General features: G+C 59.9%; 29 protein-coding genes and 1 riboswitch. Of the genes, 4 read left to right on the top strand and 25 right to left on the bottom strand.

The features are described from left to right. The 12 genes from M516_RS0103130 to M516_RS0103185 form a co-directional block, all read right to left on the bottom strand. Complete coding sequence (locus M516_RS0103130) at positions 1–651, bottom strand: precorrin-8X methylmutase (RefSeq protein ID WP_029097839.1); 651 nt, start codon at positions 649–651, stop codon at positions 1–3. Between the two features lie 82 nt (positions 652–733). Continuing rightward, on the bottom strand, positions 734–1,513 hold the full coding sequence (gene cobK, locus M516_RS0103135) for a precorrin-6A reductase (RefSeq protein ID WP_029097840.1): 780 nt from the start codon (positions 1,511–1,513) through the stop codon (positions 734–736). Between the two features lie 12 nt (positions 1,514–1,525). After that, positions 1,526–2,467, bottom strand: coding sequence for a sirohydrochlorin chelatase (locus M516_RS0103140; protein WP_029097841.1), 942 nt, complete (start codon positions 2,465–2,467; stop codon positions 1,526–1,528). A 51-nt stretch (positions 2,468–2,518) separates the two neighbouring features. After that, complete coding sequence (gene cobJ, locus M516_RS0103145) at positions 2,519–4,210, bottom strand: precorrin-3B C(17)-methyltransferase (protein ID WP_029097842.1); 1,692 nt, start codon at positions 4,208–4,210, stop codon at positions 2,519–2,521. Positions 4,211–4,237: 27 nt separating this feature from the next. Beyond that, the gene (gene cbiB, locus M516_RS0103150; RefSeq protein ID WP_029097843.1) at positions 4,238–5,206 is read right to left on the bottom strand and encodes an adenosylcobinamide-phosphate synthase CbiB; all 969 of its coding nucleotides are present in this window, start codon (positions 5,204–5,206) and stop codon (positions 4,238–4,240) included. Between the two features lie 93 nt (positions 5,207–5,299). Beyond that, positions 5,300–5,881, bottom strand: a complete 582-nt coding sequence (locus M516_RS0103155) for a histidine phosphatase family protein (RefSeq protein ID WP_238550909.1) — start codon at positions 5,879–5,881, stop codon at positions 5,300–5,302. Positions 5,882–5,886: 5 nt separating this feature from the next. Beyond that, entirely contained in the window at positions 5,887–6,627 is a 741-nt protein-coding gene (gene cobS, locus M516_RS0103160; protein ID WP_029097845.1) for an adenosylcobinamide-GDP ribazoletransferase, read from the bottom strand. Continuing rightward, entirely contained in the window at positions 6,624–7,187 is a 564-nt protein-coding gene (cobU, locus tag M516_RS0103165; RefSeq protein WP_238550898.1) for a bifunctional adenosylcobinamide kinase/adenosylcobinamide-phosphate guanylyltransferase, read from the bottom strand. The genes cobS and cobU overlap by 4 nt, the downstream gene beginning before the upstream one ends. After that, positions 7,160–8,269 carry a threonine-phosphate decarboxylase CobD gene (gene cobD, locus M516_RS0103170; protein WP_035288614.1) on the bottom strand — a complete coding sequence of 370 codons (1,110 nt, stop codon included), beginning with the start codon at positions 8,267–8,269 and terminating at the stop codon, positions 7,160–7,162. The genes cobU and cobD overlap by 28 nt, the downstream gene beginning before the upstream one ends. Then, positions 8,269–8,817, bottom strand: coding sequence for a cob(I)yrinic acid a,c-diamide adenosyltransferase (cobO, locus tag M516_RS0103175; protein ID WP_029097848.1), 549 nt, complete (start codon positions 8,815–8,817; stop codon positions 8,269–8,271). The genes cobD and cobO overlap by 1 nt, the downstream gene beginning before the upstream one ends. A gap of 203 nt (positions 8,818–9,020) precedes the next feature. Then, a riboswitch (cobalamin riboswitch) is annotated at positions 9,021–9,234 on the bottom strand. Between the two features lie 91 nt (positions 9,235–9,325). Continuing rightward, complete coding sequence (locus M516_RS0103180; protein ID WP_029097849.1) at positions 9,326–9,847, bottom strand: hypothetical protein; 522 nt, start codon at positions 9,845–9,847, stop codon at positions 9,326–9,328. An 84-nt stretch (positions 9,848–9,931) separates the two neighbouring features. Next, complete coding sequence (locus M516_RS0103185; RefSeq protein ID WP_029097850.1) at positions 9,932–10,462, bottom strand: M23 family metallopeptidase; 531 nt, start codon at positions 10,460–10,462, stop codon at positions 9,932–9,934. A 366-nt stretch (positions 10,463–10,828) separates the two neighbouring features. On the opposite strand from M516_RS0103185, the gene M516_RS0103190 reads away from it, so the two are divergent. After that, entirely contained in the window at positions 10,829–11,539 is a 711-nt protein-coding gene (locus M516_RS0103190; protein ID WP_029097851.1) for a M15 family metallopeptidase, read from the top strand. 140 nt (positions 11,540–11,679) lie between these two features. On the opposite strand, the gene M516_RS0103195 is transcribed toward M516_RS0103190, so the two are convergent. From M516_RS0103195 to M516_RS0103245, 11 genes are all read right to left on the bottom strand, one after another. Then, positions 11,680–12,198 carry a DUF2179 domain-containing protein gene (locus tag M516_RS0103195; RefSeq protein WP_029097852.1) on the bottom strand — a complete coding sequence of 173 codons (519 nt, stop codon included), beginning with the start codon at positions 12,196–12,198 and terminating at the stop codon, positions 11,680–11,682. 181 nt (positions 12,199–12,379) lie between these two features. Next, positions 12,380–12,670, bottom strand: a complete 291-nt coding sequence (locus M516_RS0103200) for a DUF3817 domain-containing protein (protein WP_029097853.1) — start codon at positions 12,668–12,670, stop codon at positions 12,380–12,382. Between the two features lie 237 nt (positions 12,671–12,907). Next, positions 12,908–14,446 carry an MDR family MFS transporter gene (locus tag M516_RS0103205; RefSeq protein WP_029097854.1) on the bottom strand — a complete coding sequence of 513 codons (1,539 nt, stop codon included), beginning with the start codon at positions 14,444–14,446 and terminating at the stop codon, positions 12,908–12,910. 119 nt (positions 14,447–14,565) lie between these two features. Next, on the bottom strand, positions 14,566–15,132 hold the full coding sequence (locus tag M516_RS0103210; RefSeq protein ID WP_029097855.1) for an FAD-dependent oxidoreductase: 567 nt from the start codon (positions 15,130–15,132) through the stop codon (positions 14,566–14,568). A 251-nt stretch (positions 15,133–15,383) separates the two neighbouring features. Next, entirely contained in the window at positions 15,384–15,707 is a 324-nt protein-coding gene (gene cyoD / locus M516_RS0103215; protein ID WP_029097856.1) for a cytochrome o ubiquinol oxidase subunit IV, read from the bottom strand. Position 15,708: 1 nt separating this feature from the next. Next, positions 15,709–16,311 carry a cytochrome o ubiquinol oxidase subunit III gene (cyoC, locus tag M516_RS0103220; protein WP_029097857.1) on the bottom strand — a complete coding sequence of 201 codons (603 nt, stop codon included), beginning with the start codon at positions 16,309–16,311 and terminating at the stop codon, positions 15,709–15,711. Beyond that, positions 16,311–18,281: a cbb3-type cytochrome c oxidase subunit I gene (locus tag M516_RS0103225; protein ID WP_029097858.1), complete on the bottom strand. Its 1,971-nt coding sequence runs from the start codon at positions 18,279–18,281 to the stop codon at positions 16,311–16,313. The genes cyoC and M516_RS0103225 overlap by 1 nt, the downstream gene beginning before the upstream one ends. A gap of 31 nt (positions 18,282–18,312) precedes the next feature. Next, positions 18,313–19,338: a cytochrome c oxidase subunit II gene (gene coxB / locus M516_RS22600; protein ID WP_081656426.1), complete on the bottom strand. Its 1,026-nt coding sequence runs from the start codon at positions 19,336–19,338 to the stop codon at positions 18,313–18,315. Positions 19,339–19,771: 433 nt separating this feature from the next. Further along, positions 19,772–19,984 carry a hypothetical protein gene (locus M516_RS0103235; RefSeq protein WP_231558799.1) on the bottom strand — a complete coding sequence of 71 codons (213 nt, stop codon included), beginning with the start codon at positions 19,982–19,984 and terminating at the stop codon, positions 19,772–19,774. A 235-nt stretch (positions 19,985–20,219) separates the two neighbouring features. Next, a complete protein-coding gene (locus M516_RS0103240) occupies positions 20,220–21,644 on the bottom strand; it encodes a SpoVR family protein (protein ID WP_029097860.1) in 1,425 nt (474 codons plus the stop codon). Positions 21,645–21,796: 152 nt separating this feature from the next. Beyond that, entirely contained in the window at positions 21,797–21,979 is a 183-nt protein-coding gene (locus M516_RS0103245; protein ID WP_029097861.1) for a hypothetical protein, read from the bottom strand. A 191-nt stretch (positions 21,980–22,170) separates the two neighbouring features. Between M516_RS0103245 and M516_RS0103250 the strand changes: the two genes are divergently transcribed. The 3 genes from M516_RS0103250 to M516_RS0103260 all read left to right on the top strand — a co-directional run bounded on the left by M516_RS0103250 (position 22,171) and on the right by M516_RS0103260 (position 24,086). Continuing rightward, positions 22,171–22,545 (top strand): DUF423 domain-containing protein, encoded by a 375-nt coding sequence (locus M516_RS0103250; RefSeq protein WP_029097862.1) that lies wholly within the window; start codon positions 22,171–22,173, stop codon positions 22,543–22,545. Between the two features lie 11 nt (positions 22,546–22,556). After that, complete coding sequence (locus M516_RS0103255) at positions 22,557–23,402, top strand: arylamine N-acetyltransferase (protein ID WP_029097863.1); 846 nt, start codon at positions 22,557–22,559, stop codon at positions 23,400–23,402. A gap of 63 nt (positions 23,403–23,465) precedes the next feature. Further along, positions 23,466–24,086: a DUF6143 family protein gene (locus M516_RS0103260; RefSeq protein WP_029097864.1), complete on the top strand. Its 621-nt coding sequence runs from the start codon at positions 23,466–23,468 to the stop codon at positions 24,084–24,086. Positions 24,087–24,131: 45 nt separating this feature from the next. Here M516_RS0103260 and M516_RS0103265 read toward each other — a convergent pair whose 3' ends face one another. After that, on the bottom strand, positions 24,132–24,512 hold the full coding sequence (locus tag M516_RS0103265; RefSeq protein WP_029097865.1) for a DoxX family protein: 381 nt from the start codon (positions 24,510–24,512) through the stop codon (positions 24,132–24,134). Between the two features lie 173 nt (positions 24,513–24,685). Next, positions 24,686–25,516, bottom strand: a complete 831-nt coding sequence (locus M516_RS0103270) for an undecaprenyl-diphosphate phosphatase (RefSeq protein WP_029097866.1) — start codon at positions 25,514–25,516, stop codon at positions 24,686–24,688. Positions 25,517–25,769: the final 253 nt, after the last annotated feature.

Genomic DNA, 25,769 nt, shown 5'->3' on the forward strand with positions numbered 1-25,769 from the left:
CTATCCCAGCCGTTCCGCCATCAGCGAGAGTGCGTTGACGGCCGCCACGGTGACCGGACTGCCGCCCTTGCGCCCGATGTTGGTGATGAACGGCACGTCCAGCTTGGCCAGCTCTTCCTTGGACTCGGCGGCGGAGACGAAACCGACCGGCATGCCGATGATCAAGCCCGGTTTGGCCTCTCCTTCCTTCACCAGGCGGATCAGCTCCAACAGCGCGGTCGGCGCGTTGCCGATGGCGAAAATGCCGCCCTCCGCCTCCTTGACCGCCTTGCGCATGGAGATGATCGCCCGCGTCGTGTTGAGCCGCTTCGCCTCTTCCATGACGTCCTTGTCGGAGATGTACACTTTCACCTCGCCGCCGAACTTTTCGATCCGGTTCTTGCTGATGCCCACCTGCACCATCTGCACGTCGGCCACGACGATTTTGCCGCTGCGGATGGCTTCGATGCCCGCGCGGACGGCGTCCGGGTGAAAGACCAGGCTGCGCCCCAGCTCAAAGTCGGCCGAGGCGTGAATCACGCGCTGCACCACCGGGAACTGCTCCTCGGTAAACGGATGCTCTCCCAGTTCTTCCGTAATGATCTGAAAGCTCTTGTCCTCGATTTCCTGCGGCTGAACCGTCAGCGGTTTAAACTCCGTGCGAAAGTCCATGTCGCGCTCCTCCCTTTCTTTGCGGCAGCTCTCTTTCCCGTCTCAGCGGGTCCGTCCCGGCGGGAGCGGTCCCGGGGGCTGTTCACCCCACGGCAGGGGCAGCCAACTCCCGCAGCTGCCCGATGACGCCGTCAAAATCGGAAAACGCGGTGCCGTACTCGATCTGCGGCCGGGCGATCACAATCGTCTCGATGCCCATCTCCAGGGCCGCTTCCACTTTTTCGTCAAACGCGCCCGCCCTGCCGCTCTCCTTGGTGATCATCAGCGTCACGCCGTAATGGCTGTAGAGCGCCTTGTTCAGCTCCTTGGAAAACGGCCCCTGCATGGCGACGATGTTTTTTTGCTCGATGCCCAGTTCCTCGCACTTCTGCATGTTGTCCACGCGCGGCAGCATCCGGGCGACCAGCGTCGTGTCCGGCAGGCCGAGCAGCCGGTCGGTGAAATTCTTCAGCGTCTTGCTGCCGGTCGTCAGCATGATCACTCCGCGTTTTTGCGCCGCCACTTCGGCCGCCTGGACGTAATCCTCCACCACGGTGATCTTGTCATGCCCGGGCGAGGCGATGCTTTCCCGCTCGTAGCGGATGTAGGGGACGCCCGCTTCCCTGGCTCCGGCCATGGCGTTTTTCGACGCTTCCTCGGCGTAGGGGTGGCTTGCGTCCACCACGGCCTGCACGCCTTTGGCTTCGATCAATCGACGGATGTCCTCCGCGGTCAGGCGGCCCACCTGCACCGGCAAACCGGCTTCCTCCATGCTTTTGGCGGCGTTCTCCGTCACGACGGTGGTCAAAAGGTCGTACCCCGCCGCCTTGATCCGCAGGGCCAACTCCCGCGCGTCGCTGGTTCCGGCCAATACGAGAATCATTGCTCGTCCCTCCTACTTCGTCGCGTGCCGTACGCGGTCGTGATGGTGGTCGTGGTTGTGATCGTGACTGTGATCGTGTGCGTGGTGATGCCCGTGGTGATGATGCCCGTGGCCATGATCGTGGTCGTGATGATGGTGGTGGTGATGGCCGATGTGCTCCATCGCCGCCAGCCTGTACTGGCAGGTGTCGCAGTTCAGCTTCACTTCGCCGTGCAGCGCCTCTTCCACCCGCTCTTTCAGCACGTCCTTCAGCAGCGGATGATAGCCGAAATATTCCGCCAGCGTGAAGCGGGCTTCGGGGTAACGCGCGCGGAACCGCTCCAGTTGGTCGGCCATCCGTTTGATCAGCACGCCGGTAAACAAAAAGTACGGCAGCACCACCACATGGCGCGCCCCCAGCTTGAGACAGCGCTCCACCCCTTCTTCGTACAGGGGAAAGGTGACGCCCATGAAGGCCGTCTCCACCCATTTCGCCCTCCACCGCTCCCAGAACAGGCGGGACATCTTGTAGATGTCGCTGTTGGCGTCCGGGTCGCTGCTGCCCCGACCGATGATCAGCACGGCCAGGTCTTCGTCATCCGCACCGGAGGCGAAGCCGGCTTCCGCCATGCGCGCCGCCAGAATGTCCAGCACCTGTTCGTGGACGCCGATCGGCCGCCCGTAGATAAACTGCACGTGCGGATGCTTTTCCTTCGCCTCGTCGATGGCCGCCGGAATGTGAATCTTGGCGTGGCCGGCGGAGAACAGGATGATCGGGATGACCGCCACCCGGGTCGCCCCTCGCTTCACGCAGGCGTCCAATCCCTGCAGCACGTCCGGCCGTTCAAACTCCAGAAAACACGTCTCGATAATGGGAACGTCCAGTTCCGGGGCCAGCGAGGCCACAAACTGCCTGACCTCTTCGTTGCCCTCGGGATCCTTGCTCCCGTGGCCGACAAACAACACCGCGTCCATTTCTCGTCCTCCTTTTTCGCTTGCGGGCCCGCTCCGGCCCGGCGGGTGCGCTCAATCCCCGCAGACGGCGTTTTCAATCTTGGGCGCGGCCGGCTCCCGCCAGACAAATCCCTCGATCTCGCCGACGCGCTGGAAAAACTTGTGGAACCGTTCGTTCGGGAAGGCGTCCCGCTTGTAACGAGCCACGATCCGCTCGATCAGCGGCACGATTTCCTCCGGCGCGATGCCCTCCGCCACCGGTATGCCGGCATGGGCGTTGCGCCCCACCGTTTTGGCTCCGAGGAAGAGGTCAAACTTTCCTTTGCGGAAGACGATGCCGATGTCTTCCTTGACCGCGCCGTAGCAGGCCATGCCGCAGCCGTTGAACCCGATCTTCAGCTCCTTGGGCATCTCCTGGCCGCCCAGCTTTTGGTGAATCTCCTCCGCGTAGGCGATCCCGTCCTTTTTCTCCCCGTCGCAGAAGTCGCACGCTTTCACCTGCACCACGTCACCGGTCGGCATCAGCACCAGCCCCAGTTGGCGCAGGCGTTCGGTCACCGCGCCGGGATCGGCGGTCGGGACGCGCAAAATGATCTGGTGATGCGGCGTGTATTCGATTTCCCCTTTTTCTCCCGCCAACTCGGCCAGCGCGAGCATCTGTTGGGGGGTAAACTTCTTGTTTGCCACTCCCGGGCTGACCGCGCACTCGAAAATCAATTCGGGCACAAACCCGCTGGGGGGACTGCCAGCCTGCAGAGCAGCCGTCTCTGGTCCTTTGTCCGCATGAAGCGCGGCGAGCGCCTGCATCGCCCACTCGTACGGCGTCCTGTCGGCGTCAGGCTGCTCCCGCTGTCCGGTCGACGCGTCCAGGACAGCCGCGGCGGACTCCTCCGAGGCAGGGGATGGCGCTGCATGAACTCCGCCGCTTCCCGCCTTCGCTTCCAGCGACCACGGCTCGTTTTCCACCCGCAGGCGCTGGTGCGGCTTCAGCGCCTGTTCGTCTGTCGTCAGCGTATACTTGCGCTGATAGCCGCGCGGTGTAATCATCAGGCCGTCGTAGACAAAGGTGGAGGAGTTGCCGATGATCACCGTCGTCAGCATGCCGATGTCGTGCTCCAGCATGTTGGCCAGCGTGGTCAGCTCGATCCGCTCCCGCTCCCGATAGGCGCTTTTGACGATGCCGACCGGGGTGTCGGGCGAGCGGTACTTGAGCAGGATGCGCTGCGCCTCCACGATTTGACGCGTCCGCCGTCCGCTGCGCGGGTTGTACAGGGCGATGACGAAATCGGCCTGCCCCGCCGCGTCGATCCGCTTGGCGATCAGTTCCCACGGCGTCAGGTGGTCGCTCAGGCTGATGGTGCAGGCGTCGTGCATGATCGGCGCCCCCAGCAGGGCCCCGCAGGAGTTGATCGCGGAGATGCCGGGAATCACCTCCACCTCCACGCCGTTCGCTCGCGTCCAGCCCTGTTCCACCAGCACTTCGTAGACCAGCCCGGCCATGCCGTACACGCCCGCGTCGCCGCTGGAGATCACCGCCACCTTTTTGCCCGCTTCCGCCTGCCGGACGGCTTCCCGCGCCCGGCTCACCTCTTCCGTCATGCCGGTGCTGACGATCTCCTGACCGGTCAAGAGGCCGCGGATCAAGTCCACGTAGGTGGTGTACCCGATGATCACGTCACTTTCCTCGATCGCTTCCCGGGCCCGCTTGGTGATGTGGTCGAAACTGCCCGGCCCAAAGCCGATGACAAACAATTTTCCGCTCATGAGGAGCCTCCTTTCCATAACGCATCCCTATTCGCCCGTACTCACGGATATCCCGAAGGCCGCCGCCATGCAGACGACAAGCCCCAGGACCGACACCAGCTTCATCAGCCGGACCGCCGCGCCGATGTCGTCCGGGCGGAGCGGCCGGAGGGGATTGCCCAGTTTGGCCCGGTTGGACGGCACGCCCTGGTAGTAGTTGAGTCCGCCAAGCTGCACGCCGAGCGCACCCGCCACGCCCGCTTCCGGCAGTCCGCTGTTGGGGCTGGGGTGCAGCCGGGCGTCGCGCCGGATCACCGCCCAGCACTGGCGCCAGTCCAGCCGCATCAGCCAGCTTGCGGCGACGAGCAACAGGGCGGTCAGGCGGGCGGGCAGGAAGTTGAGCAGGTCGTCAAACCGCGCCGACGCCCAGCCGAGATTGCGGTACTTCTCGTTCTTGTAGCCGACCATCGAATCCAGGGTATTGGCCGCCCGGTAGGCCATCGCCAGCGGCGCGCCGCCCAGCGCGGCGTACACCAGCGGAGAGATGATCGCGTCGACGATGTTCTCCGCCACCGTCTCCACCGCCCCCCGGCAAATCTCCGGTTCGTCCAGCCGCTCCGTGTCCCGGCCGACGACCATGGAGAGCGACCGGCGCGCCGCCTCCCGATCACCTGCCCGGAGGTGATGAAAAACTTCCATGCCGGCGTCGGCCAAGCCTTTGGTGGCAATCGTGGCGGAAATCATCCAGACTTCCAGGGCGACGGCCAGCCAGGGATGGACCCTTCCCGCCGCGTACAGCAGTGCCCAGGTGACAACAAGGCTGCCGCCTGCGATCAACAGCGGGAACAGCAGGCCGGCCGCTTTCAGGTGCTCTTCCCGCTTGACCAGCGCGCGCAGCAGCCGCTCCAGCCGCAAGATGCACCAGCCCATTCCGACCACCGGATGCGGCAGGCCGCGCGGATCGCCCACCACCCGATCAATCCAGTACGCCGCGAGCAAAATCAATGCCTCGTTCATCTCGTCCCTCTCTTTGTTTCCACTCACGGAAGTTCCGTTCTTTTTCCCGGACGGGAGGCAGGCAAGCTCCAATCTCCCGCATCTCCCGCCTGCCTAGCGCCGCACCGACGCCGTCCAGCGGCTTCCGTCCCACTCGGCGACGAGGACGGCGCCGTGGCCCACGCCGTCCACCTGCCAGTAGCGGCCGGGATCGTTTTCCACCCAGGCCGCCTGAAACCAGCGGATGACGCCGCCGTGGGTCACCAGGCAGACCGTATCGTCCATGGAGACGGACTTCATCAGCCGCATCAGCCAGCGATCGACCCGCTCCCCCAACTGGGCCAAGGTCTCCCCGCCGGGCGGAGCGCAGTCGAACGGATTGTCGTACCAGCGGCGGGCGTGCTCGCCGTCCCGGGCCATCAGCTCGTCATAGGTAAGCCGCTCCCACGCGCCAAACGACAGCTCGCGCAGAGCGGGAACGGCCCTGGGCTCCAGTCCCCAGACCGCTGCCAGCCGTTCCGCCGTTTGCCGGCAGCGGAGCAAATCGCTGGTGTACAGCGCCGACGGACGTTCCGAAGCGAGCAGCCGGGCCACCTGCTCCGCCTGGGCGCAGCCGTGCTCGTTCAGCGGCACATCGCTGTGTCCCAGGTAGCGGCCGGCGCGGTTCTCCTCCGTCTGTCCGTGCCTCACCCACATCCATCTCACGGCCACCAGCTCCCAATCAGGATGAGCAGCATCACGGCTTCGGCACTCTCGATCAGGGCGCCGTAGCAGTCGCCGGTCAAGCCGCCCAGCTTGCGGGCGACGGAGCGGGCAAACAGCAGACTGGCCGCGAGCGACAGCAGGACGGCAGTCACCGCCCGGACGTCGGCGATCCACCAGCCCAACGCCAGCACCAGCAGATAGCCGATACCGATGTGCCAGGGACGGAGCGCCTCGCCGACGCTTTTGCCGATGCCCTTTTCCCCGGTGACGTACGGCCAGCAGCGGATCGCCAGCAGCACATGCGTGCGGGCGGCGGCGGGCACCAGGAACAGACAGACGCTGAGACCCGCATGGTCAAGCTCGGCCAGCGCCGCCGTCTTGACCAGAAGCAGCACGATCGCCGCCAGCACCCCCATCGCGCCGGTCCGGCTGTCTTTCATGATCGCCAGCATCTGTTCCCGCGGCCGGCTGCTGCCCAGACCGTCCGCCAGATCCATCCAGCCGTCCAGATGCAGCCCGCCGGTGATGTAGACCCAGCAGGCCATCGTCAATACGGCAGCGGTCAGCGGCGCAAACGCCCACAAGGCCGCCTGATGCGCCCCCCACAGCACGAAGCCGATCACCAGCCCGACAGCCGGGTACCAGGCGACGCTCTTCTTCCAGGCTTCTTCCGACGGGCGCAGCCAGGGAACAGGGATGCGGGTAAAAAACGACAGTGCATGAAAAAACGCGTTCATCCTTTAATCCTCCAGGGAATGCCGGCCAGGACGGCGTAGACGGTATCGGCCCGTCTGGCGGCCAACTGGTTGACGTCGCCCAGCACGTCGGCAAACCAACGGCCCAGCTTGGTCATCGCGACGCCGCCCAGACCCACCTCGCTGGTCACGGCGATGACGGTCCGGCCGCAGCTGCAAGCGGCATCCAGCCACTGCTCCGCCTCGTCCATGAGCGCCCGCGAGATCGCTTCGTCCCGCCAGGACGTTTCCGGCACGCTCATCAGCCGCGTGCTGATCCACGTCGACAGGCAGTCCAGCAGCACCACCGGATACCTCTCCATTTGGGGAAGGGCAGCGGACAGGGTGCCGTTCGTTTCGGCCAGTCCCCAATCTCGGGGGCGCCGCGCCCGGTGCCGCTCAATCCTTTGCTTCATTTCCTCGTCCCATACCTGGCCGGTGGCCACGTACAAGACGGGGCTTCCCGTCTGTGCGGCCAGTTCTTCGGCGAAGCGGCTCTTTCCCGAGCGGACGCCCCCGGTCACCACGATCAGGCTCAGCGCCGCTCCCTCCTTTCGCTCCACACGTCCTGCAAGGCCGCCAGCAGGCGGTCGTTTTCCTGCCGGGTGCGGACCGCGATGCGAAAATCGCCGGGCGTCAAGCCGGGGTACATGGCACAGCTGCGAATCAGAATGCCCCGTCTGCCCAGCATCTCCTGCAGTTCCGCCGCCGTCAGCCCAGCCGGACAGCGCACGAGCAGAAAGTTGGCCTCGCCCGGCCAGACGCGCCAGCCCAACTCCTCCCCGATGACGCCGGACAGATAGGAGCGCTCCTCGGCGATCAGCCGTCTGGTTTTTGCTGCGTAGGCGGATTCCTCCAGACAGAGCTCCCCGGCCGCAAGCGCCAGACTGTTGACGCTCCAGCTCACCTGTTTTTCCCGCAGCCGTTCGATCAGCGCGGGAACGGCGACGGCGTAGCCGAGGCGCAGCCCGGGGATGGCAAACATCTTCGTCAGCGAGCGCATCACGAGCACGCGCGGAAACCGGGAAAGCCTGCCGGCCAGCGTAAACTGCCGCTCTTCCGCGACAAAGTCGAGAAACGCCTCGTCGACCACCAGATGCGTGTCCGTCTCGGCCGTCCAGCCGGCCATCCGCAGCAGCTCGTCCGGTTCATACAAGAGACCGGTCGGGTTGTTGGGAGAACCGACAAAGACGAGGTCCGCCCGTTCAAACAGCCGGTACAGTTCCGCCTCGTCCGGCTTGAAGCCGCGTTCTTCCCGGCCCGGGCACGCCAGCACGCGGGCGCCGAACTGCTTGGAAAGTTGGGCATATTCGGAAAAGCAGGGCGTGACGATGCCGACCGTCTTTGGCTCCAGCGCGAGGATCGCCAGGGCCATCGCCTCGGCCGCCCCGTTGGTCGGCAGAAGCCACGACGCCGGCAGGTTCAGCTTCGCCGCCAAGGCGCTGCGAAACGACCGGTGCCCCGGATCGGGATAGTGAACCACCTGGGGCAGCGCCTCCCGCAGTCCTTCCAGCACGCGGGCTGGGGGGCCCAGCGGGTTGATGTTGGCGCTGAAATCCACAAATCGCCCGGCTTCCACGCCGAAGCGCTCCGCCGCCGTGACCAGATCGCCGCCGTGGCCGAACACCTCCAGCACGTCCGTCATCAATACTCCACCCCCAGGACGGCGGGGATGCCCTCGTCATAGTAGTGCTTGACCGCTTTCATCTCCGTCACCAGATCGGCGATCGCCGTGATTTCCGGCCGCGCGTCTCGTCCCGTAATCACCAGATGCACGTGGCGCGGCCTGTTCTTGATCGTGTCCAGCACATCGTCCAGCGGCAGCACGTCCGCCACGGGAAAACGCTCAATCGCCAGCGCGTTGTTCAGCTCGTCGAGAATCACCACGTCGTACTGGCCGCCCATTACCTGCTCCTTGGCGTAGCGCCACGCTTCCCGCAGGGCGGCGCGGTGCTCCTCGGGCGTTTTGGTCCAGGTAAAGCCGACGCCTTTCTGCACCATCTCGATTCCCAGCCGGTCAAACACGATCTTTTCCCCGTAGGTGCGCTCCGGCGACTTGATAAACTGAACCACCAAGACGCGCTTGCCGCGCCCGGTCGCCCGTACGGCCAGCCCGAGTGCCGCCGTCGTCTTCCCTTTGCCGTCCCCGGTGTACACCAGGACCAGTCCCCGCTTGTTGTCCGGTTTGTTCATCGGCCCGTTTCCTCCCCTCTCGCCGGCCAACCAGGGACGCGACGCCAAACGGTCCGCTCCCTGTAGGCCATCGCAAACACCGTTCACATTTTCTTTCCAGAAACAACAAAAAACGCCTTGCTTTCCCTGGAAACCAAAGGAAGCAAAGCGTCGACACGACGTCCACGACAATCCTCACCTTTTCCTTTGACCCGAAGGAAATCAGTGCACACGCAAAACAGGCAGGTCTCCTGGCTTGAGGATCGCCGCTTTCCTTCTCCTTCCCACTCCCGCTGGAGCAGTGGATGGCTGTCGCCGTGAAGGAAAACTCCCCTCTTACAGTGGCGGGACCGCGTTGGAATTTCACCAAACTTCCCTTTTAACTTCACCCACCCGGAAGCGTCCGCGCAGGTGAAGACCTGTTTGCTCCGTATGAAGCTGTCTGTGCCGCACATGACTGGCACTTGTCTCCATCATAACAAAAGTGGCCGTGGATAGGAAGGAAAAAGCGGGGGTTCAATGGGCTGTCTTATTCGCTGCGAGTCGTCGTGCCGTCTGGATTCATGATTTCATCCTCGATGGTTCCATTCACATTGGAGTAAAAATGTAGATCGTGATTCGGGCCTTGAAGGTAAGCGATGGTGTACAGGTACACCCGTTCATCTTTCCAGCCGATGAAGAAAGCGGCTCCTACTTTTCCACTGCGAATTCCTTCTTCATCAATGACATGGTCGGGCACCGAAGGCTGGTAATCCTCCTCTGTGAAAAAGCGGTACAGCCAGAATTCTTCACAGCCGTTTTCGAGATCCCCCTGGTCATCCACGAGAACGTAACGGTCTCCGAACAGTGCGGCGACTTCTTGTTTGGATGAGCCGATTTTTACGTTGTCTTTTATCCTGGCAACGGTTTGCAGCACATCTTCTTCACGAACGGTCTGCCTTTCTGGTGAGGATACGAAGATTCTGTCAAACGAATCAATGGTATAAAAGGTGACCAAGATCGCGGCAATGGCTGCGGGAAGAGTCAGGTATAGGTACGTTTTTCTTTGCAAAATGGTTGTCCCCCTTCGTTATTGAATAGAAAATGTAACACTCTCACGCTTTAAGTCATGAGAGTGTTTTTAAGTGGAGTTAATCTAGGATTTACCCAAAATTTTCTTTTCTCTTTCAGGCGACAATGAAGTCTTCATAATCTTATTAATATCTTTTTCTGTTAATTTGAAATATTTTTTAAAGTTTGTCATTGTACGCTCTGACTCCTCAATAGAGTCCATCCATCTAAAAAATTCGTCCTTACCAACGTAATCGATAAGTAAAAAGTCGAAGAAGTATTCCGGATCGTCGAACTTTTCCTCGTGTTGTCCTTGTGTAACTCCTCCAAGATCTATATTTAATAGTGAAGGTCTCTTTTCGGGCCAAAAAACCCAGGGAGAAAACGTATCGTAATCACCCGGATAAGTCATTCCTTTTGCATGTACATCGAAGTGTAAATGGTAACCAGTGGCTCCACTTTTACCAGAGGTAGCAATTGTTGTACCTTTGCTTACTGTTTTATTAGCTGTAAACTTTAACGTTCCGGGCTCCAAATGCAAGTATCTTGTAATTAGGTTTTTTCCGGTATCCGGATCAATATCATTGTGTTTGATCGGTTGAACATACCAATCCATACATCTTTTTCAGCATCAGTATTATCTCCCCATAACAACTTTGTTCAAATACCAATATTTACTATATAATATATATTAAGATTTTTAAACCACTATCTTTAAATATTGAAATTATCTAGTGTTTTATTGTGAGAAGATAAACACTTTCACAAGCGCTGGAACAGTACTCGGTAATGACAAGTATGATAACGATGCAGCTAGCCCAACCCCTGCTGCCATCATTCCAGGAAGAAAAATCGTGAGGATTTGTGCCGCAGCAGGATGTGTGCCCATTGATCCTTGCTGAAAGAATCCGTTTACTGTATCTCTATGATTCGTTACGATAGCTGCAAAACCATTCAAACACACAGCACGGAGGTGACCCGTATGACATACCCCCCGATTCCGCACGAGCCGCGCAGTGATTCCGCCCTGCTTCCGCCGCTGCAGGAATGCGGCGAACCCTTGGTTCCCCTCTCGACGCTCTCGCCCAGGATCTCCGTCTACCCCGCCTACTACCATCAAGGCTATCAGGGTGCCCTCCCGGAAGCGTACCTGCGCGAAGGGGCGGCGCTGCGGCTGGCCCAAGCGGCCGGGCGGCTTCCCGACGGCTATCGGCTGGTGGTGCTGGACGGATGGCGCTCCTATCGGGTGCAGGCTTCGCTGTACGAGCGGTTCAAGCAGTCGCTGATCGACCAGGGCTGGCAGGAAGGGGAGGCGCTGGCCCGCGAATTGGACAAGTACGTCGCCTCTCCCACCGTCAACGTGCACAAGCCCGCCCCTCACCTGTCCGGCGGAGCCGTCGACCTGACGATTGCGGGGCCGGACGGCTGGCTGGACATGGGCACGGCGTTTGACGACTTCAGCGAGCGGGCGGCGACCCGCTACTACGAGTGCATGGCGGCCCCGGACGAGACCGAGCAGCGCATCCGCGACAACCGCCGCCTCCTGTACCACCTGATGACGGAAGCAGGGTTCGTCAACTATCCCAAGGAGTGGTGGCACTACGAGTACGGCACCCTGAACTGGGCGAGACAGACGAACGGACAAGCCATCTACGGCGGACTTGTGGACTTGTTCCAACGAAAAGTTCAATGATGCGAATGTCACCTGGCCGAATTTGAGCCGGGCGAGATGCTTCCCACACGCAAAAAACAGCCCTTCGTGCCGCCGGTGTTCCCTCCGGTGCACGCGGGCTGTTTTTCGCTTGCATTCGCTGTTCGTCTCTGCCGCTTCCCTCAGCCTCTCAGCCGGTTTACCCAGAAACCGCCTTTCAGGTGTTTCGGCTCAAATGAGATGACAAACGCTTTCGGCGCCAGGTTGTTGATCAGCATCCACAGCTTTTGCTCGTTGCTTCGCTTGGTCAGCACCTGCATGACCAGCCGTTTGCCGTCTCTGCCATCCGCCACCCAGGAGGTGACGCCAAAGCCGTGTTCTCTCATCTTTGCCGGCAGGTCAAGCTCCGGCGAATCGACGACCACCTGCAGGGTGACATACCCCAGTGCCAGGTATTCCTCGATCCGGCATCCCAGATAGACCCCCATTCCCCATCCGATGCAGTACGCGGCCAGATTGAGCGGGTTGTCCAGATTGTCCAGGACGATCGCCAACCCTTTCAAGTAGACGAATACCTCCACCATCGACAGCAGGGAGGCCAACAGCCGGTACCCTTTGATCACCAGGATCATGCGCAGCGTAAAAAACGACACGTAGAGGATGTTGATGCCGACAATGATGAGAATGATCTCGTATCCCACTGGTTAGCCCTCCAGCCCGTTTTCGGGCGTCTTCTCTAAACGGCTTCGATTATAATACGTCCGGGACCGGGTGTAAATTGCCCTCGCCGGCCCAAATAAAAAAGAACCACGTCCACCCCCCGACTATTCGGGATGATTGAACGGGTTCCACGGTACAGTTCCTGACCCTGCCGCCCGGCTCCTACTGCTCCCGGCGCAGCCGCGCGTCAAACACGAACGGGCCGAACGGCAAAAGCGACGCGACAAACGCGCCCAGCACCCGCAGGAACGACCAGCGGTGCACACTCGCGGCGTGTACAACGGCGATCAGATACAGCACAAAAAACAGGCCGTGAAGCGCACCCACGATCGTGACGGCCAACGGGTAATGAAAGAGGTACTTCAGCGGCATGGCAATCCCGAGCAGCACGAGAAACGAGATGCCTTCCGCATACCCGACGGCGCGCAGGCGCCCGATAGGCGTATGAAACACGTGAACACCTCCATTGCTGAAAACCAATCACAAGCAGAATGATAAACGAAACCGTTGGAAAACGTTGAACATCCAGATTCGTTCCACATACGTTCATACTTGCCCGGCAGGCGAACGAAAGCCCCGTCAGCAGCCGATGCCCCGCTCCTGCATCAACTGCCGCATGTCAGGGGCCTTTTCCCGTCCGTCAGCAGACCGATGAATGATCAGCCCCACGCGTATGACCGCCGCTTTTAGCTACACCCGTTCCCGCTCCGCTGTTTTTGGACGCACCTGTGCAGCGGGAATTTTCACCCGTTCGCCGCCCATCAGGAGGATTCCCACGACCGCCAGACAGGCCGGGATCAGCGCCCACATGAACGTCTGGGCAATCGTCGAGGAGAGGACCGCGGTAATCTGCTCCAGGACAGGTGCCGGAATGGACGCCCGGGTTTCCGGAGTCAGCACCGCCCGCGGATCGACCAGCGCCCCTGCCGGAACGCCGCTGCCTTCCCCGGCGAACACCTCTTCCATGCCGCTCTGGAACAGGTTGCGCTGCACGATCCCAAACACGCTCACGCCCAGCGTCATGCCCAGCGAGCGGAAAAACGAGTTGGTCGAACTGGCTGAGCCGCGCTGACGCATGTCGAAGTTGTGGATCGCGGCCATGCCCAGCACCGAGAAGGAAAAGCCGACGCCAAAACCGGTGAGGACCATGTAGACGGTCACCAGACCGCGCGAGACCTCGGGCGTCAGCGTCCCCAACAAAAACATGCCGGGCAGGAAAAATGCGGCGGACAGCAGCATGATGTTGCGGAAGCTGGTCTTCGTTGTCAGCATCCCGCCCGTTTGGCTGCCGAGAACCGACCCGAGCATCATCGGGGTGAGCAGAAGACCCGAGTTGGACGCCGAGCCGCCAAACACCCCCTGGATAAAAATCGGGATGTAGACGGTCGTGATGATGAAGGACGCCCCGTACAGGAGGGACACCACATTACTCGCGGCAAACAGCCGCTGCTTAAACATGGAAAACGAAATGATCGGCTCGGCCGCCCGTTTTTCCACGTACAAAAACACGGTAAACAGCGCGGCAAAGGCAGCAAACAGGCCGAGAATCACCGCGGAGTCCCAGGCGAACTGGTTGCCGCCCAGCTCCAGTGCGAACATCAGGCTGACCACGGCTCCTACCAGCGTGACCGCGCCCCACCAGTCAATGCTCTGCTTGCGGTGCTCCAGCGACTCCTTGTAGTACGCGGAGATGAACCAGAGCGACAGGAGGCCGATCGGCACGTTGATGTAAAAGACCCAGTGCCAGCCGAAGTACTCGGTGATGTAGGCGCCGAGCAGGGGGCCGACGACGCTGGACGTGCCGAACACCGCCCCGAACAGGCCGGTCATTTTCCCCCGCTTCTCCGGCGGAAAGACGTCAAAAATGATCGTGAAGGCAATCGGCATCAGCGCCCCGCCGCCAATCCCCTGGATGGCCCGATAGATGCTCAGCTCGACGATGCTGCCGGCCGTCCCGCAGAGGATGGACCCGAGCAAAAACAGTACCAGCCCGAACACGTAAAAGCGTTTGCGGCCGTACATGTCGGACAGTTTTCCGAAGATCGGCATCCCCGCCATCGTGGCCACCATGTACGCCGAGGTGACCCAGACAAACTTGTCCAGACCGCCCAACTGGCCGACGATCGTTCCCATCGCAGTGGCGACGATGGTGTTGTCCATGGACGCCATCAAGAGACCGAGCAGGAGCCCGGCCACCACAACATTCACGTTACTTTCCTTGGCGATCACGCCGATCTCCTCCTCGTTCGTTTTCACTATGAACATGATTATAGCCAATTCGGGCTGCAAAGAAAAAACCCTTCCCTCCCAACTATACGGAGAGAAGGGCACGAGAATTTCATCCTGTTTCAGCTTTTCAGCACGTCGTGGTCGACGTAGCGCTCGCCGTTCAGCTCGCTGATGACGTTGATCGCCACCCTGGCCCCGTCGCCGGCGGTGATGATCGTATGAACGCTGACGCCGGCGCACGTTCCGGCCGCCCAGATGCCCTCCACACTGGTTTTGCCGTCCCGGTCGACGTCGATCACCGTCTTGATCCGCGGCTCGGTGCCGGGCTTGGTCGCCACGCCGATCTTTTCCGCCAGATCGACCAAGACGCCGGTAGCGAGGATCACGTGTCTGGCTTCAAACGTGCCTGCGCCGTCCGTCTCCACGGTAAAGCCCTGCTCCGTTTTGACGATGTTGGTCACCTGGCCAGCCACCAGCTCGGCGCCAAATTTTTCCGCCTGCTTTTTCCCCGTCTCCACCAGGTCGGGGCCGGTGATCTCCATCACGCCGTAGTGATTTTCCACCCAGGCCCGTTTGGTGATGCTCTTGTCATTGTCGATCAGCAGCGTTTTTTTGCCCGCCTTCGCCGTAAACAGCGCCGCGCTGGCCCCTGCCGGTCCTGCACCGATAATCGCGATCTCGTACATTCAGACAAGCCCCTTTCCAGTTTTTATGATTGTCAACTTAATTATAAACTAAGTTTTGAAAAAAGAAAAACCACCGGGGCACATTGGCGGCACCATCCCCCTACACTCCCCGTGCTTCCATGCACGGCCTGCCTTCCGCTGCCGGTATTGTCCGGCTGTGAGGGGGCGCTGTTCCGGCCGCCCGTACAAAAAAACCTCTTGAGCCCGATTGGCCCAAGAGGTTTTGCCTTGCTTTGCTTTGTCTGTCCGCCTTACTGCACCATGGAGTTGAAGCTCATGACCCAAATGGAGCCGGCGACGATCGTCAAAAGGATCACCGCGCCCAGGATCAGCGCCTGCACATTGTAGCGGGGTTTCTCCCCTTCGCGGATGTGCATGAAGAAGAACAACTGCACGAACAACTGCAGAACGGCCATCGCCATGATCGCGACAACCAGCGCAGTGCCGCTCAGCACCTTGTTCATGACCAGCACCAGCGGGATGATGGTCAGCACGATCGACAGGACAAACCCGATGACGTACGACTTGAGGGAGCCGTGCCCCTCCCCGTGACCATGACTGTCGTGTTGCATCATCTTACATCACCCCCATGAGATAGACGACCGTGAAGAGGAAGATCCAGACGACGTCGAGGAAGTGCCAGTACAGGCCCAGATTGGTGATTTTGCGCTTGGTGACCGCCGTGATGCCGTGTTTGCCCAACTGGATCATCAGCGCGGCCATCCAGAACAGGCCGAGCGTCACGTGCAGACCGTGCGTTCCCACCAGCACGTAGAACGCGGACCAGTACGCGCTGGTGTAAATGGCGGCGCCTTCCGCGACCAGATGGGAAAACTCGGTCACTTCCAGCACGACAAACGCCAGACCCAGGACGGCGGTTATCGCCAGCCAGCCGATCACCTGTTTCACTTTTCCCTTGTGCATGGCCAGCATCGCCAACCCGCTGGTGAAGCTGCTGGTCAGCAGGATGAACGTGGAGGCGATCACGCCCGGCAGTTGGAACATCTCTTTACCGGTCGGCCCTCCCGCGTAGCTGTGCATCAATACGGCATAGGTGGCAAACAGCGTGCCGAACAGAATGCAGTCCGTAACCAGGAAGATCCAGAACCCGAGGACCTTGAGAGATTCGTGGTCCTCGTGTCCGTGATCGTGGTCATGATGTGCCATCGTTTGTTGCATTATACAGCCCTCCCCAGAGAGGCCTCCGTCCGTCTCACTTCGTCCACAGGGATGTAGTAGTCCGTGTCATACTGGAACGAACGCACCAGCATCGAGATGCCGACGCCTGCCAGACCGATCACGATCCACCAGGTCCAGCCCCACACGAACCCAAATCCGGCAATGAACCAGAAGAAAGACATGATAAACGGAATGCCCGAGTTTTTCGGCATGTGAATCGGCTCCAGCTTGGCCGGCGCTTCGTTTGCCGTGCCGTTTGCCCTCGCCTGCTTGGTCGCCCACCAGTCGTCCGCCTCTTTTACCTGCGGAATGACGGCGAAGTTGTACACCGGAGCCGGAGACGGAATCGACCACTCCAGCGTGCGTCCGTTCCACGGGTCGCCCGTGGTGTCGCGCTCGCCGTGTTTGATGCTGTAGGCGATCTGCCATACCTGGAAGACGAAGCCGAGCCCCATCATGAACGCGCCGACAGTGGAAACCAGGTTGAGCGGTGCCCAGCCCAGGTCCCATCCGTACGTGTAGAGGCGTCGGGTCATGCCCATGAAGCCGAGCGCGTACTGCGGCATGAAGCAGACGTAGAAGCCGATGTTCCAGAGCCAGAAGCCCCATTTGCCCAGGCGCTCATCCAGCTTGAAGCCGAACATTTTCGGCCACCAGTAGTAAATCCCTGCGAGGTATCCGAATACGACCCCGCCGATCAGCACTTGGTGGAAGTGCGCGATCAGGAAGTAGCTGTTGTGGTACTGGTAGTCCGCCGGAGCGACAGCCAGCATCACGCCGGTCGCCCCCCCGATCACGAAGCACGGAATGAACGCGATCGTCCAAAGCATCGGCTGTTTCAACTGAATCCGTCCGCGGAACATCGTGAACAGCCAGTTGAACACCTTCACCCCGGTCGGAATGGCGATAGCCATCGTACTGATCGCGAAGAACGAGTTGACGTCCGCCCCCGCGCCCATGGTGAAGAAGTGGTGCGCCCAGGTAAAGAAGGACAGCACACTGATGATGATCATCGCAAAGACCATCGACTTGTAACCGAAAATCTGTTTCTTGGAGAACGTAGCCACGATCTCAGAGAAGATACCGAAGGCCGGCAGCACCACGATATACACTTCCGGGTGGCCCCACATCCAGATCAGGTTCACGTACATCATCGGGTTGCCGCCGCCGTCCATCGTGAAGATATGGGCGCCGAGGTAACGGTCGATGAAGAGCAGCGCCAGCGTCACGGTCAGGATCGGGAACGCGTAGATGATCGTGATGCAGCTGGACAGAACCGACCAGGAGAACAGCGGCATCTTCATCAGCGACATGCCCGGTGCACGCATTTTCAGGATGGTCACCAGGAAGTTGATCCCGGTGGCCAAACTACCGATACCGGAGATCTGAATCCCCCAGATGTAGAAGTCCTGTCCGACGCCCGGACTGAACATTTTTTCCGACAGCGGCGGATACGCGAGCCAGCCGGACTCCGCGGAACCCCCGATCACAAAGGACAGGTTGAACAGCATCGCACCGAAGAAGAACAGCCAGAAGCTGAGTGCGTTCAAAAACGGATACGCGACGTCGCGCGCGCCGATCTGCAGCGGCACGACGATGTTGAACAGCGCGAACATCATCGGCATCGCCATGAACAGAATCATGATCGTGCCGTGTGTCGTAAAGATCGCGTTGTAGTGCTCGGAGTGCAGAAACTCCACATTGGGCAGCGCCAGCTGCAGACGCATCAGCAGCGCGTCCACGCCGCCGCGGAACAGCATCAAGAGCGAGCAGATCAGGTACATGATCCCGATCTTCTTGTGGTCGACGGTCGTCAGCCATTCGCGCCACAGCCAGCCCCATTTTTTGTACTTGGTCAGGACAAACACGATGGCCAGGGTGGTCAGCACAATAGCCACATCCGCCCCGTAAATCAACGGGTCACCGGTGACAAAAAACGTGGATGCAAAAGACTTGATGTCCTCCCACATACGGTGATCCTCCTCCCTTTCCGTTTATGCGTTAATGGTTCGTTCCGGACATGTCGTGCTGGTGAGAAGCTTGGGCGTCATTTCCGCCGTGGCTGCCGTGCTGTCCGGCATCCTGCTGTCCACCGCCTTGATGTCCTTCGTCGTGTTGGTCGTCGTTGTTTTTCAGATTGTTCTTGTAGTGGTTCATTCCGCCCGGATGATTGCCGTGCGCATGGCCGTATTTCTTCACGATTTCCTCAAACAGCCCCGGCGGGAAAGACGAATACGTCAAGCGGTCGGACAGACCCGGCTTCACCAGGTTTTCGTAGTCCTGTCTGGTCATGCCCGGCGCAGTGTTTTTCACCTGCTGCACCCACTTGTCAAACTCCTCCTGCGGTTCGGCAATCACCTTGAACTGCATGTGGGCGAAGCCTTTCCCCGTAAAGTTGGCCCCTGTACCGAAGTACTCGCCCGGCTCATCCGCCTGCAGCCACAATCCCATCGCCATGCCCGGCATCGTATAGATCTGGCCGGCCAACTGCGGTACCCAGAACGAGTTCATCGGCGCCTCGGCGGTCAGCTCAAATTGAACGGGAACGCCCACCGGAATATGCACATAGTTGACTGTTGCGATGTTTTGTTCAGGATAAGTAAACATCCATTTCCAATCGAGCGACGTCACCTGTACCGTGATCGGCTTCACTTCTTTATTGGGAGGCTCGACCAGCGCGTAGGTGTCGCGCACCGTAAAATAGCCAAGAATGGCAATAATGACGACGGGAATCCCCCACCAGATGACCTCCAGGGTGGTGTTGTGCGCCCATTCCGGTTGGTACGGCGCCTTGTTCCCCGGTTTGTCCCGATAGCGCCACACGATGTAGAACGTAATCGCCAACACCGGCAGGATCACGATCGAGACCAAAATCACGGAGATAATGATCAGATTGTACTGCGTTTCAGCAACGGGCCCCTTCGGATTGAGAACCATGTATTCGCTCCCGCATCCGCTCAACAGGACGCTGGCCAATACCGCCATGATCCAAAACTGGACCCGTCCGAGCCACTTTCTAGCTCCCATTTCTTCCTACCCCTCCTCCGTTCCAACAGAAAGGAAACAACCGTTCACATTCAGTATTAGTAAACATGTTTTTTGCTCTCATATCGTATCAAAAGCGCATTTGTTTTGTACCTTTGTTTACACACCGTTCAAGAATTTGCCCTTTTTTCGTGACAAAGTGTTCACTAATACTTCACGATTTGATCAAAACTTTGTTACCGATCCCCTGTTTTTCTAATTAGCAGCCAATACAGGTGGTTTTTTCAAGCAGATTGCCTGCCCTCTCTCTCCCGGCTGCCATCGGCGGGAAGCCCCGGCGAGTCGCGCGCGAAACGGCACGGTCAGGCCGCATGCACACAAAAAAAAGACCTCTCAAGATCGCTCGTCTTGAGAGGTCATCCACCCAGTTTCTTCATCTTATTATGTGTCTGATCATGGAATGTCGCCATCTGTCCTACGATTCGGTGTGAAGCAGCCGGAACACCGTGCTCAGCAAAAAGATGTTCATGCCTCCGATCAAAAATCCAATCGCCGCCATCAGTCCAAAATTCTCCGCGCGGAAATCGCTTACATTGATCACCAGCAGAACAGCACCGATGATCGTTGCCGCCCACGCAAGCCATTTCAAGGTTGCCGCTGCTTTGATACCATTGTTCATTTGGTTCATGGCACCCAACCCCTGTCCGTTATCGATTGGTTCATGGCTCTATTGTAACACATTTTTCACATTTTGTTCACGCTTTGTTCAATTTTTTCTCAAAAAATTGTCGTTTTTTCTTGGAGGTTGGGGGCGCTTTCCAGTTCTGCGGGCGCGCTGGGTTTATTCTCAGGCCAGGATCCATGCAAAAAAAGCTGTTCCTCTTCTTCAAAGGAACAGCTTCTGCCATCCAATCACGTTTCCCTTACAAAAACCTCCGATGCACCTTTTTCCCGTCGTAGGTAAACTGCACCGCCCGCTCCTCGATCACCGTCTCCAGGTGGACGTTTTTGCCCCAGAGCTGGTACACGTACGGGAGCGTCTTTTCCACGTACTTGACGTCCAGCTCCAGTCCTTCGTAGTAGTGCTTCAGGTACAGCTCGCCTGCCCGCAGGTAGTCGCCGTCGTGGACCATGACGTACGGGAAGCCGCCGTTGACGCGCGTCGCGGCCAGGCCGTCCCGCACCTGCTCCCAGGATTTTTCCGTCACCACCCAGTCGCTGCCCTGCTTGCCGAACAGGTACAAATCCAGCTTGTCGACCAGTTCCTTGGTCAAATAATTGCGCAGAAAGCTGATGTCCGACTCCATCTCGCGCACCTCGAAAATCTTCGCCCGCCCCTGGCCCGGCGTGCGGCCGAAACGCTCCTGCTCTTCCCTGGTCGGATTGTCCCAGCGCGCCTCGATATCCTCAAAGATTTTCAGCCCGAGATGGTACGGGTTGATGCTGGTCGGCGACGGCTGGATCACCGAGGCGTGCAGCTTGGCAAAGTCGATCGTCTCCGCTTCCGTCAGGTCCAGTTCCCGCAGGATGCGCATGTGCCAGTAGGTGGCCCAGCCTTCGTTCATGATCTTCGTCTCCAACTGCGGCCAGAAGTAGAGCATCTCGTCGCGGATGATCGTTATGACGTCCCGCTGCCAGTCCTCCAGAATGGTGCTGTACTCCATGATGAACAACAGCAGGTCTTTCTCCGGTTCGGGCGGGAACTTGCGGATCGGCTTGCCCGGATCGGCTGGCTTTTCTTCTGTGCGTTCCAGCCGCCACAGATCGTCGTACGGCGTTGTCCGCTCCGTTTTGCCCGGTTTGCCGGTCGTCTCCTCCACCTCCCGCTTCCAGCGCAGTTTCGGCCGCAGCAGGCTGGGATCGATGTGCTCCTGAATGGCCAGGCAGGCGTCCAAAAACGACTCCACCGCCTCCTTGCCGTGCTCGATCTCGTACTGCCGGATGCGCTCCGAGCTGGCCGCCATGCTCTCCACCATGTCGCGGTTGGTGTTGGAGAACCGCACGTTGTTTTTGAAAAAGTCGCAGTGGGCCAAGACGTGGGCGACGATCAGCTTGTTCTGGATCAGCGTGTTGCCGTCCAACAGAAAGGCGTAGCACGGGTTGGAGTTGATCACCAGCTCGTAGATTTTGCTCAGATTGAGGTCGTACTGCAGTTTCATCCTGTAAAAGGACTTTCCAAAGCTCCAGTGCGAGAAACGCGTCGGCATGCCGTACGCGCCAAACGTGTAGATGATGTCCGCCGGGCAAATCTCGTAGCGCATCGGGTAAAAGTCAAGGCCGAAGCCTTTGGCGATTTCCGTGATTTCTTCAATCGAGCGCTCCAGTTCCTTGCGTTCGTCGTTGGTCATGTCGCTTCCCCCCATTTTCTTCTCCCTCCTCTATGTATATGGGGGCATCCGGCATGAGAGCACTCGACAAAACGACGAAGTGAATCCGGACCAAAACAAAGACGCCCCTTTCTGCAGGGACGCCTTTGCCTCTGTCGGCACCGATCCGGTTGTTACTTCTGGAGCCAGTCGCGTACGCCAAAATAGATGAGTGCGCCCGAGAACACCACTGTCGCCACGATGCCAATGCCATCGACGACAGGATCGATTGCGGAAAGGAACGAGCCTTCCAGCGGGATTTTCAAAAAGGACCAACCGCCTACGAGGCCGCCCACAAGCGCCGTCCATTTGCCCATGCTGTTCACCTCCTGCGGCGGCGGCATGCAAGCGCTGCCGCCACGTACTGTATACTATGCCGGAGGTTGTCACGCGGTCTGGACAGGAGGCCAGAAAGCGCGTTCAACAATTTGCAATTGGGCATGGACGCACCGGTTGCGGTACAATAACGCTGTGTATGCATATCGTCACACAAAGGAGCGAATGTTTTGTGCGTATCTTTCTTCTGCTCGGCAGTATCAGCGGTTTTCTCTCCGTCGCCCTGGGCGCGTTTGGTTCCCATGTGCTGAAAGGCAGACTGAACGACTACCTGCTCGGCGTCTTCCACACCGGGGTTACCTACCAGACGACGCATGCGCTGGCGCTGGTGCTGGTCGCCCTGTTATGCAAATGGTTCCCCGATTCGTCTGCCCTAACCTGGGCGGGCTGGTGCTTCGCTGTCGGCACCCTGCTCTTTTCCGGCAGCCTGTACGCCCTCAGCTTCACCAACATCAAAGCGCTCGGGGCGATTACCCCGTTTGGCGGCCTCCTGTTCCTGGCCGGCTGGGCGCTTCTCGCCGTACACGCCTGGAAATCCGTCTCCTGAGGAGGTTTCCCATGTCGCGGTTACCCGCTTGGGCATATGCCTATCTCCACCGGCTGGGACTGGAACCGCGCCCGGCCGGTTACGCCTATCTCAGCGAGCTGTGCCGCGCCCATCTGCAGGCGTTTCCGTTTGAAAACGTCGGCAAACTGCTGCAGGCCCGGCGTCCGGGGCACAGCGGCCTCCCCTCGCCCGAACAGTTTGTCGCCGACGCCGCCCGCTGCGGGTTCGGCGGCACCTGCTACTCCATCCACGCCAATTTCCTCGCGCTGCTGCGCGCGCTGGACTTTTCCGCCCATCTCGTGCCGGTGGGGGACGCCCATACGGCGGTCATCGTCCGGCTGCCGGAATGGGGCGGAGAGCCGGTCTACGTCGATCTCGGCTCCGCCGCTCCCCTGTATCAGCCGGTCCGTTTTCGCCGCGATCCCGACAACTGCACCCGGTTCGGCCCGGAGGCGGTGCGGATCGCGCCGGATACGGAGCGGCCGGGTCGTTACCGATACCTGCGTTACCGGCGGGAGAAGCTGGTGAGCGATCACTGGCACTTTGACCCGGAGGAGCGGCGGGAACCGGACGATTTCGCCGACGCGATCGCCCGCTCGTTCCTCCCCGGCGCCACCTTTCTCAACTGCCTGCGCATCCATGTGTATCAATGGGACAACGAACGCAGCGTCTCCCTGAAAAACAACACCCTGCTGATCACGCACGCCGACGGCAGCGAGCGCCAGGTGACGCTCGGTTCCGTCCGGGAGCTGGAAGAGGCGGTAGCGGACGAGTTCCGCCTGCCCCTCTTGCCGGTCAGGGAGGCGGTGGAGGCGCTGCGGGAGCGGGGCATCGATCCGTTTGCCCCGGAAACGTAAACACGTCTCGCGGGCTGCTGCCATATGCTGTAGCGTCTACTCCATCCCAAAGGAGCTGAACGTATGGAAAAGCCCCCGTATACGCAGCCGTCGTACTACTACGGCATCCCCGACATGTTCCTGCAGATGGGATACTTTCCGTATTCCGGCCAGACCGCCGGAGAGCAAACGGACATGCGCGTCGACATTCCTCTGGCGACGGCGATGGCGATGCAGTGCAAATACTACCTGGGGCAAACGGAAAAGCTGACTGCGGGCGACGGCGTCCAGGCCTGGGGGGCACTGGTCAATCCCTACCGTTCAGGCGTCCAGGTGTACGTAAACGATTGGTTTCTCACTAACCGGGCCGACCATCCCGTGGAAGCGCACATCTGGTTCGGCAAGGCCAACCAGCTCGGCGGGGCGACCGCTTCCCGGCAGGTATCCCCGGGCAGCATCCAACTGCCCCCCTGCCCCGCCCCGAAAGGGCAAATCTTGTACGCGTCCGCCACGTCCGAGATGCCCCGGGACGGGGTTATCGCCTCCACCCGGATCCTCCCGCCGAGCAGCACCACCGCCGCCGAAAAGAGCGGCCGCTGGATCCTCGGCCCCGGAACGGCCCTGCTGTTCCACATCCCCGCCGAAGTCCCGTCCTCGGAACTGACCGTCTCTTTCGGCTGGTGGGAGCAGCCGGTATACGGATGAACGAAAAAAACCGCTGCCCCAGCGGTTTTTTTGGCTGGACGGAGCTTAGCGGACATTCCCGTCGCGACCCTCCCCCTTTTTTACGGCCAGATACAGGGTCACCGCCAGCAGCACCAGATCCAGCTCGTAGCCGCTCGTGCCGCCGCTGCCTATCAGGCCGTTTGGCCATTTGACGGTGACGATGGCGCCTGCCATGATCACGGCCAGGAGCAGCGCCGCAGGCCGTACCACCACCCTGATCAGCAGCGCCATCCCGCCCAGCACTTCCGCCAGCATCACCAGATAGGCCAACCACGTCGGGAGGCCGACGCTCCCGAACCACTCCGCCACCGCTCCCATTCCTTTTTGCAGCTTGTGCAGGCCGTGGGCGAAAAAAATCATGCCCGTCACCATCCGCAGCACGGCGAAAGCCGTTTTCTCCCGCATCCGACTCCCTCCTCACCACCAACATATGCCGACGCCCGGACAAACAGCCGCATGATTTCCTTCTCAGCCAACAAAAAAGCAGTCGGAACGCCCCATCGTTTCCGACTGCTTTTGCTTTTGTCCGGCGGCGGCCCCGGGCGTTTTCGACGCGAACTTCCGGGGCCGGTTTTTTCTTACATCAGGGCCATGTAAAGCACCGCCGCCAGCACGATGCGGTAGAGGGCAAACGGAACCAGTTTAATCCGGTCGATCAGCTTCAAAAAGAAGCGGATGAAGAGCAGTGCAAAGACGAACGCGCTGATGAAGCCGACCGCAAAAAACGGCAGGACATCGAGGGTGATGGACTGCCAGTGCTTCATGAGCGAAAGGCAGCTTGCCCCCAGCATGACGGGGACGGCCATGATAAAGGTAAAATCGGACGCGGCGCGGTGGCTCAATCCCAGCAGCACCCCGCCCGAAATCGTCGAACCGGAACGGGAGAAGCCCGGCCACAGCGCGATGCACTGAAACAAGCCGATAAAGAAGGCCTGCTTGTACGTAAGCTGGTCAACCGTCTCCACTTTCGGCCTGCCCGGGCGGAACCAATCGGCGGCCAGCATCAGGAAAGCGCCCGCCACCAACCCGATCAGCACGGTGTTCACCGAAAACAGGTATTTGTCGATGTAGTCCTCGAACAGGAACCCCAATACGGCAGCCGGCAGCAGCCCGACAATCACCTGGGCCAGTTTCAGTTTGGGGCCGGGGGCTTGTCCGCCTGCCGTGCGTTTCCGCAGCCCGAGCAGATCGAAAAAGCGCTCTTTAAAGACGATCACCACAGCCAGGATCGATCCGAGCTGAATCACCACCTTGAAGGTGTTGGCCACCTCGGGCGAAAACATCTCCTTGGATTTCAGCCACATATCGTCAACGATAATCATGTGCCCGGTCGAGGAGACGGGCGCGAATTCCGTAAGTCCTTCCACAAGCCCTAATACGAATGCTACGAACATTGACCACAGATCCATTGTACTCACCTTTCTGGAAAAAGAGGCAGCTTGGCGATGCCGCCGTTTTCCTCCTCTCTTGTCTCGCGCATGAACGCTTGCGCCACGCCCTTCATTTTAACTTACTTTCTCGTGCGCCCCAAGCCTAAATTTTTTCTGCTCCGTTCGTCCCAGCGAGACGCCGGCGGCTTGGGTGTCCGCCGTCATCCTGCAAAAAACCCACCCGGCGACCGCTGGATGGGATGAGCCGGATGGGATATCGTCAACCGCATGA

Origin of the sequence: Brevibacillus thermoruber 423, from assembly GCF_000454065.1 — a bacterium.
Lineage (GTDB): Bacteria > Bacillota > Bacilli > Brevibacillales > Brevibacillaceae > Brevibacillus > Brevibacillus thermoruber.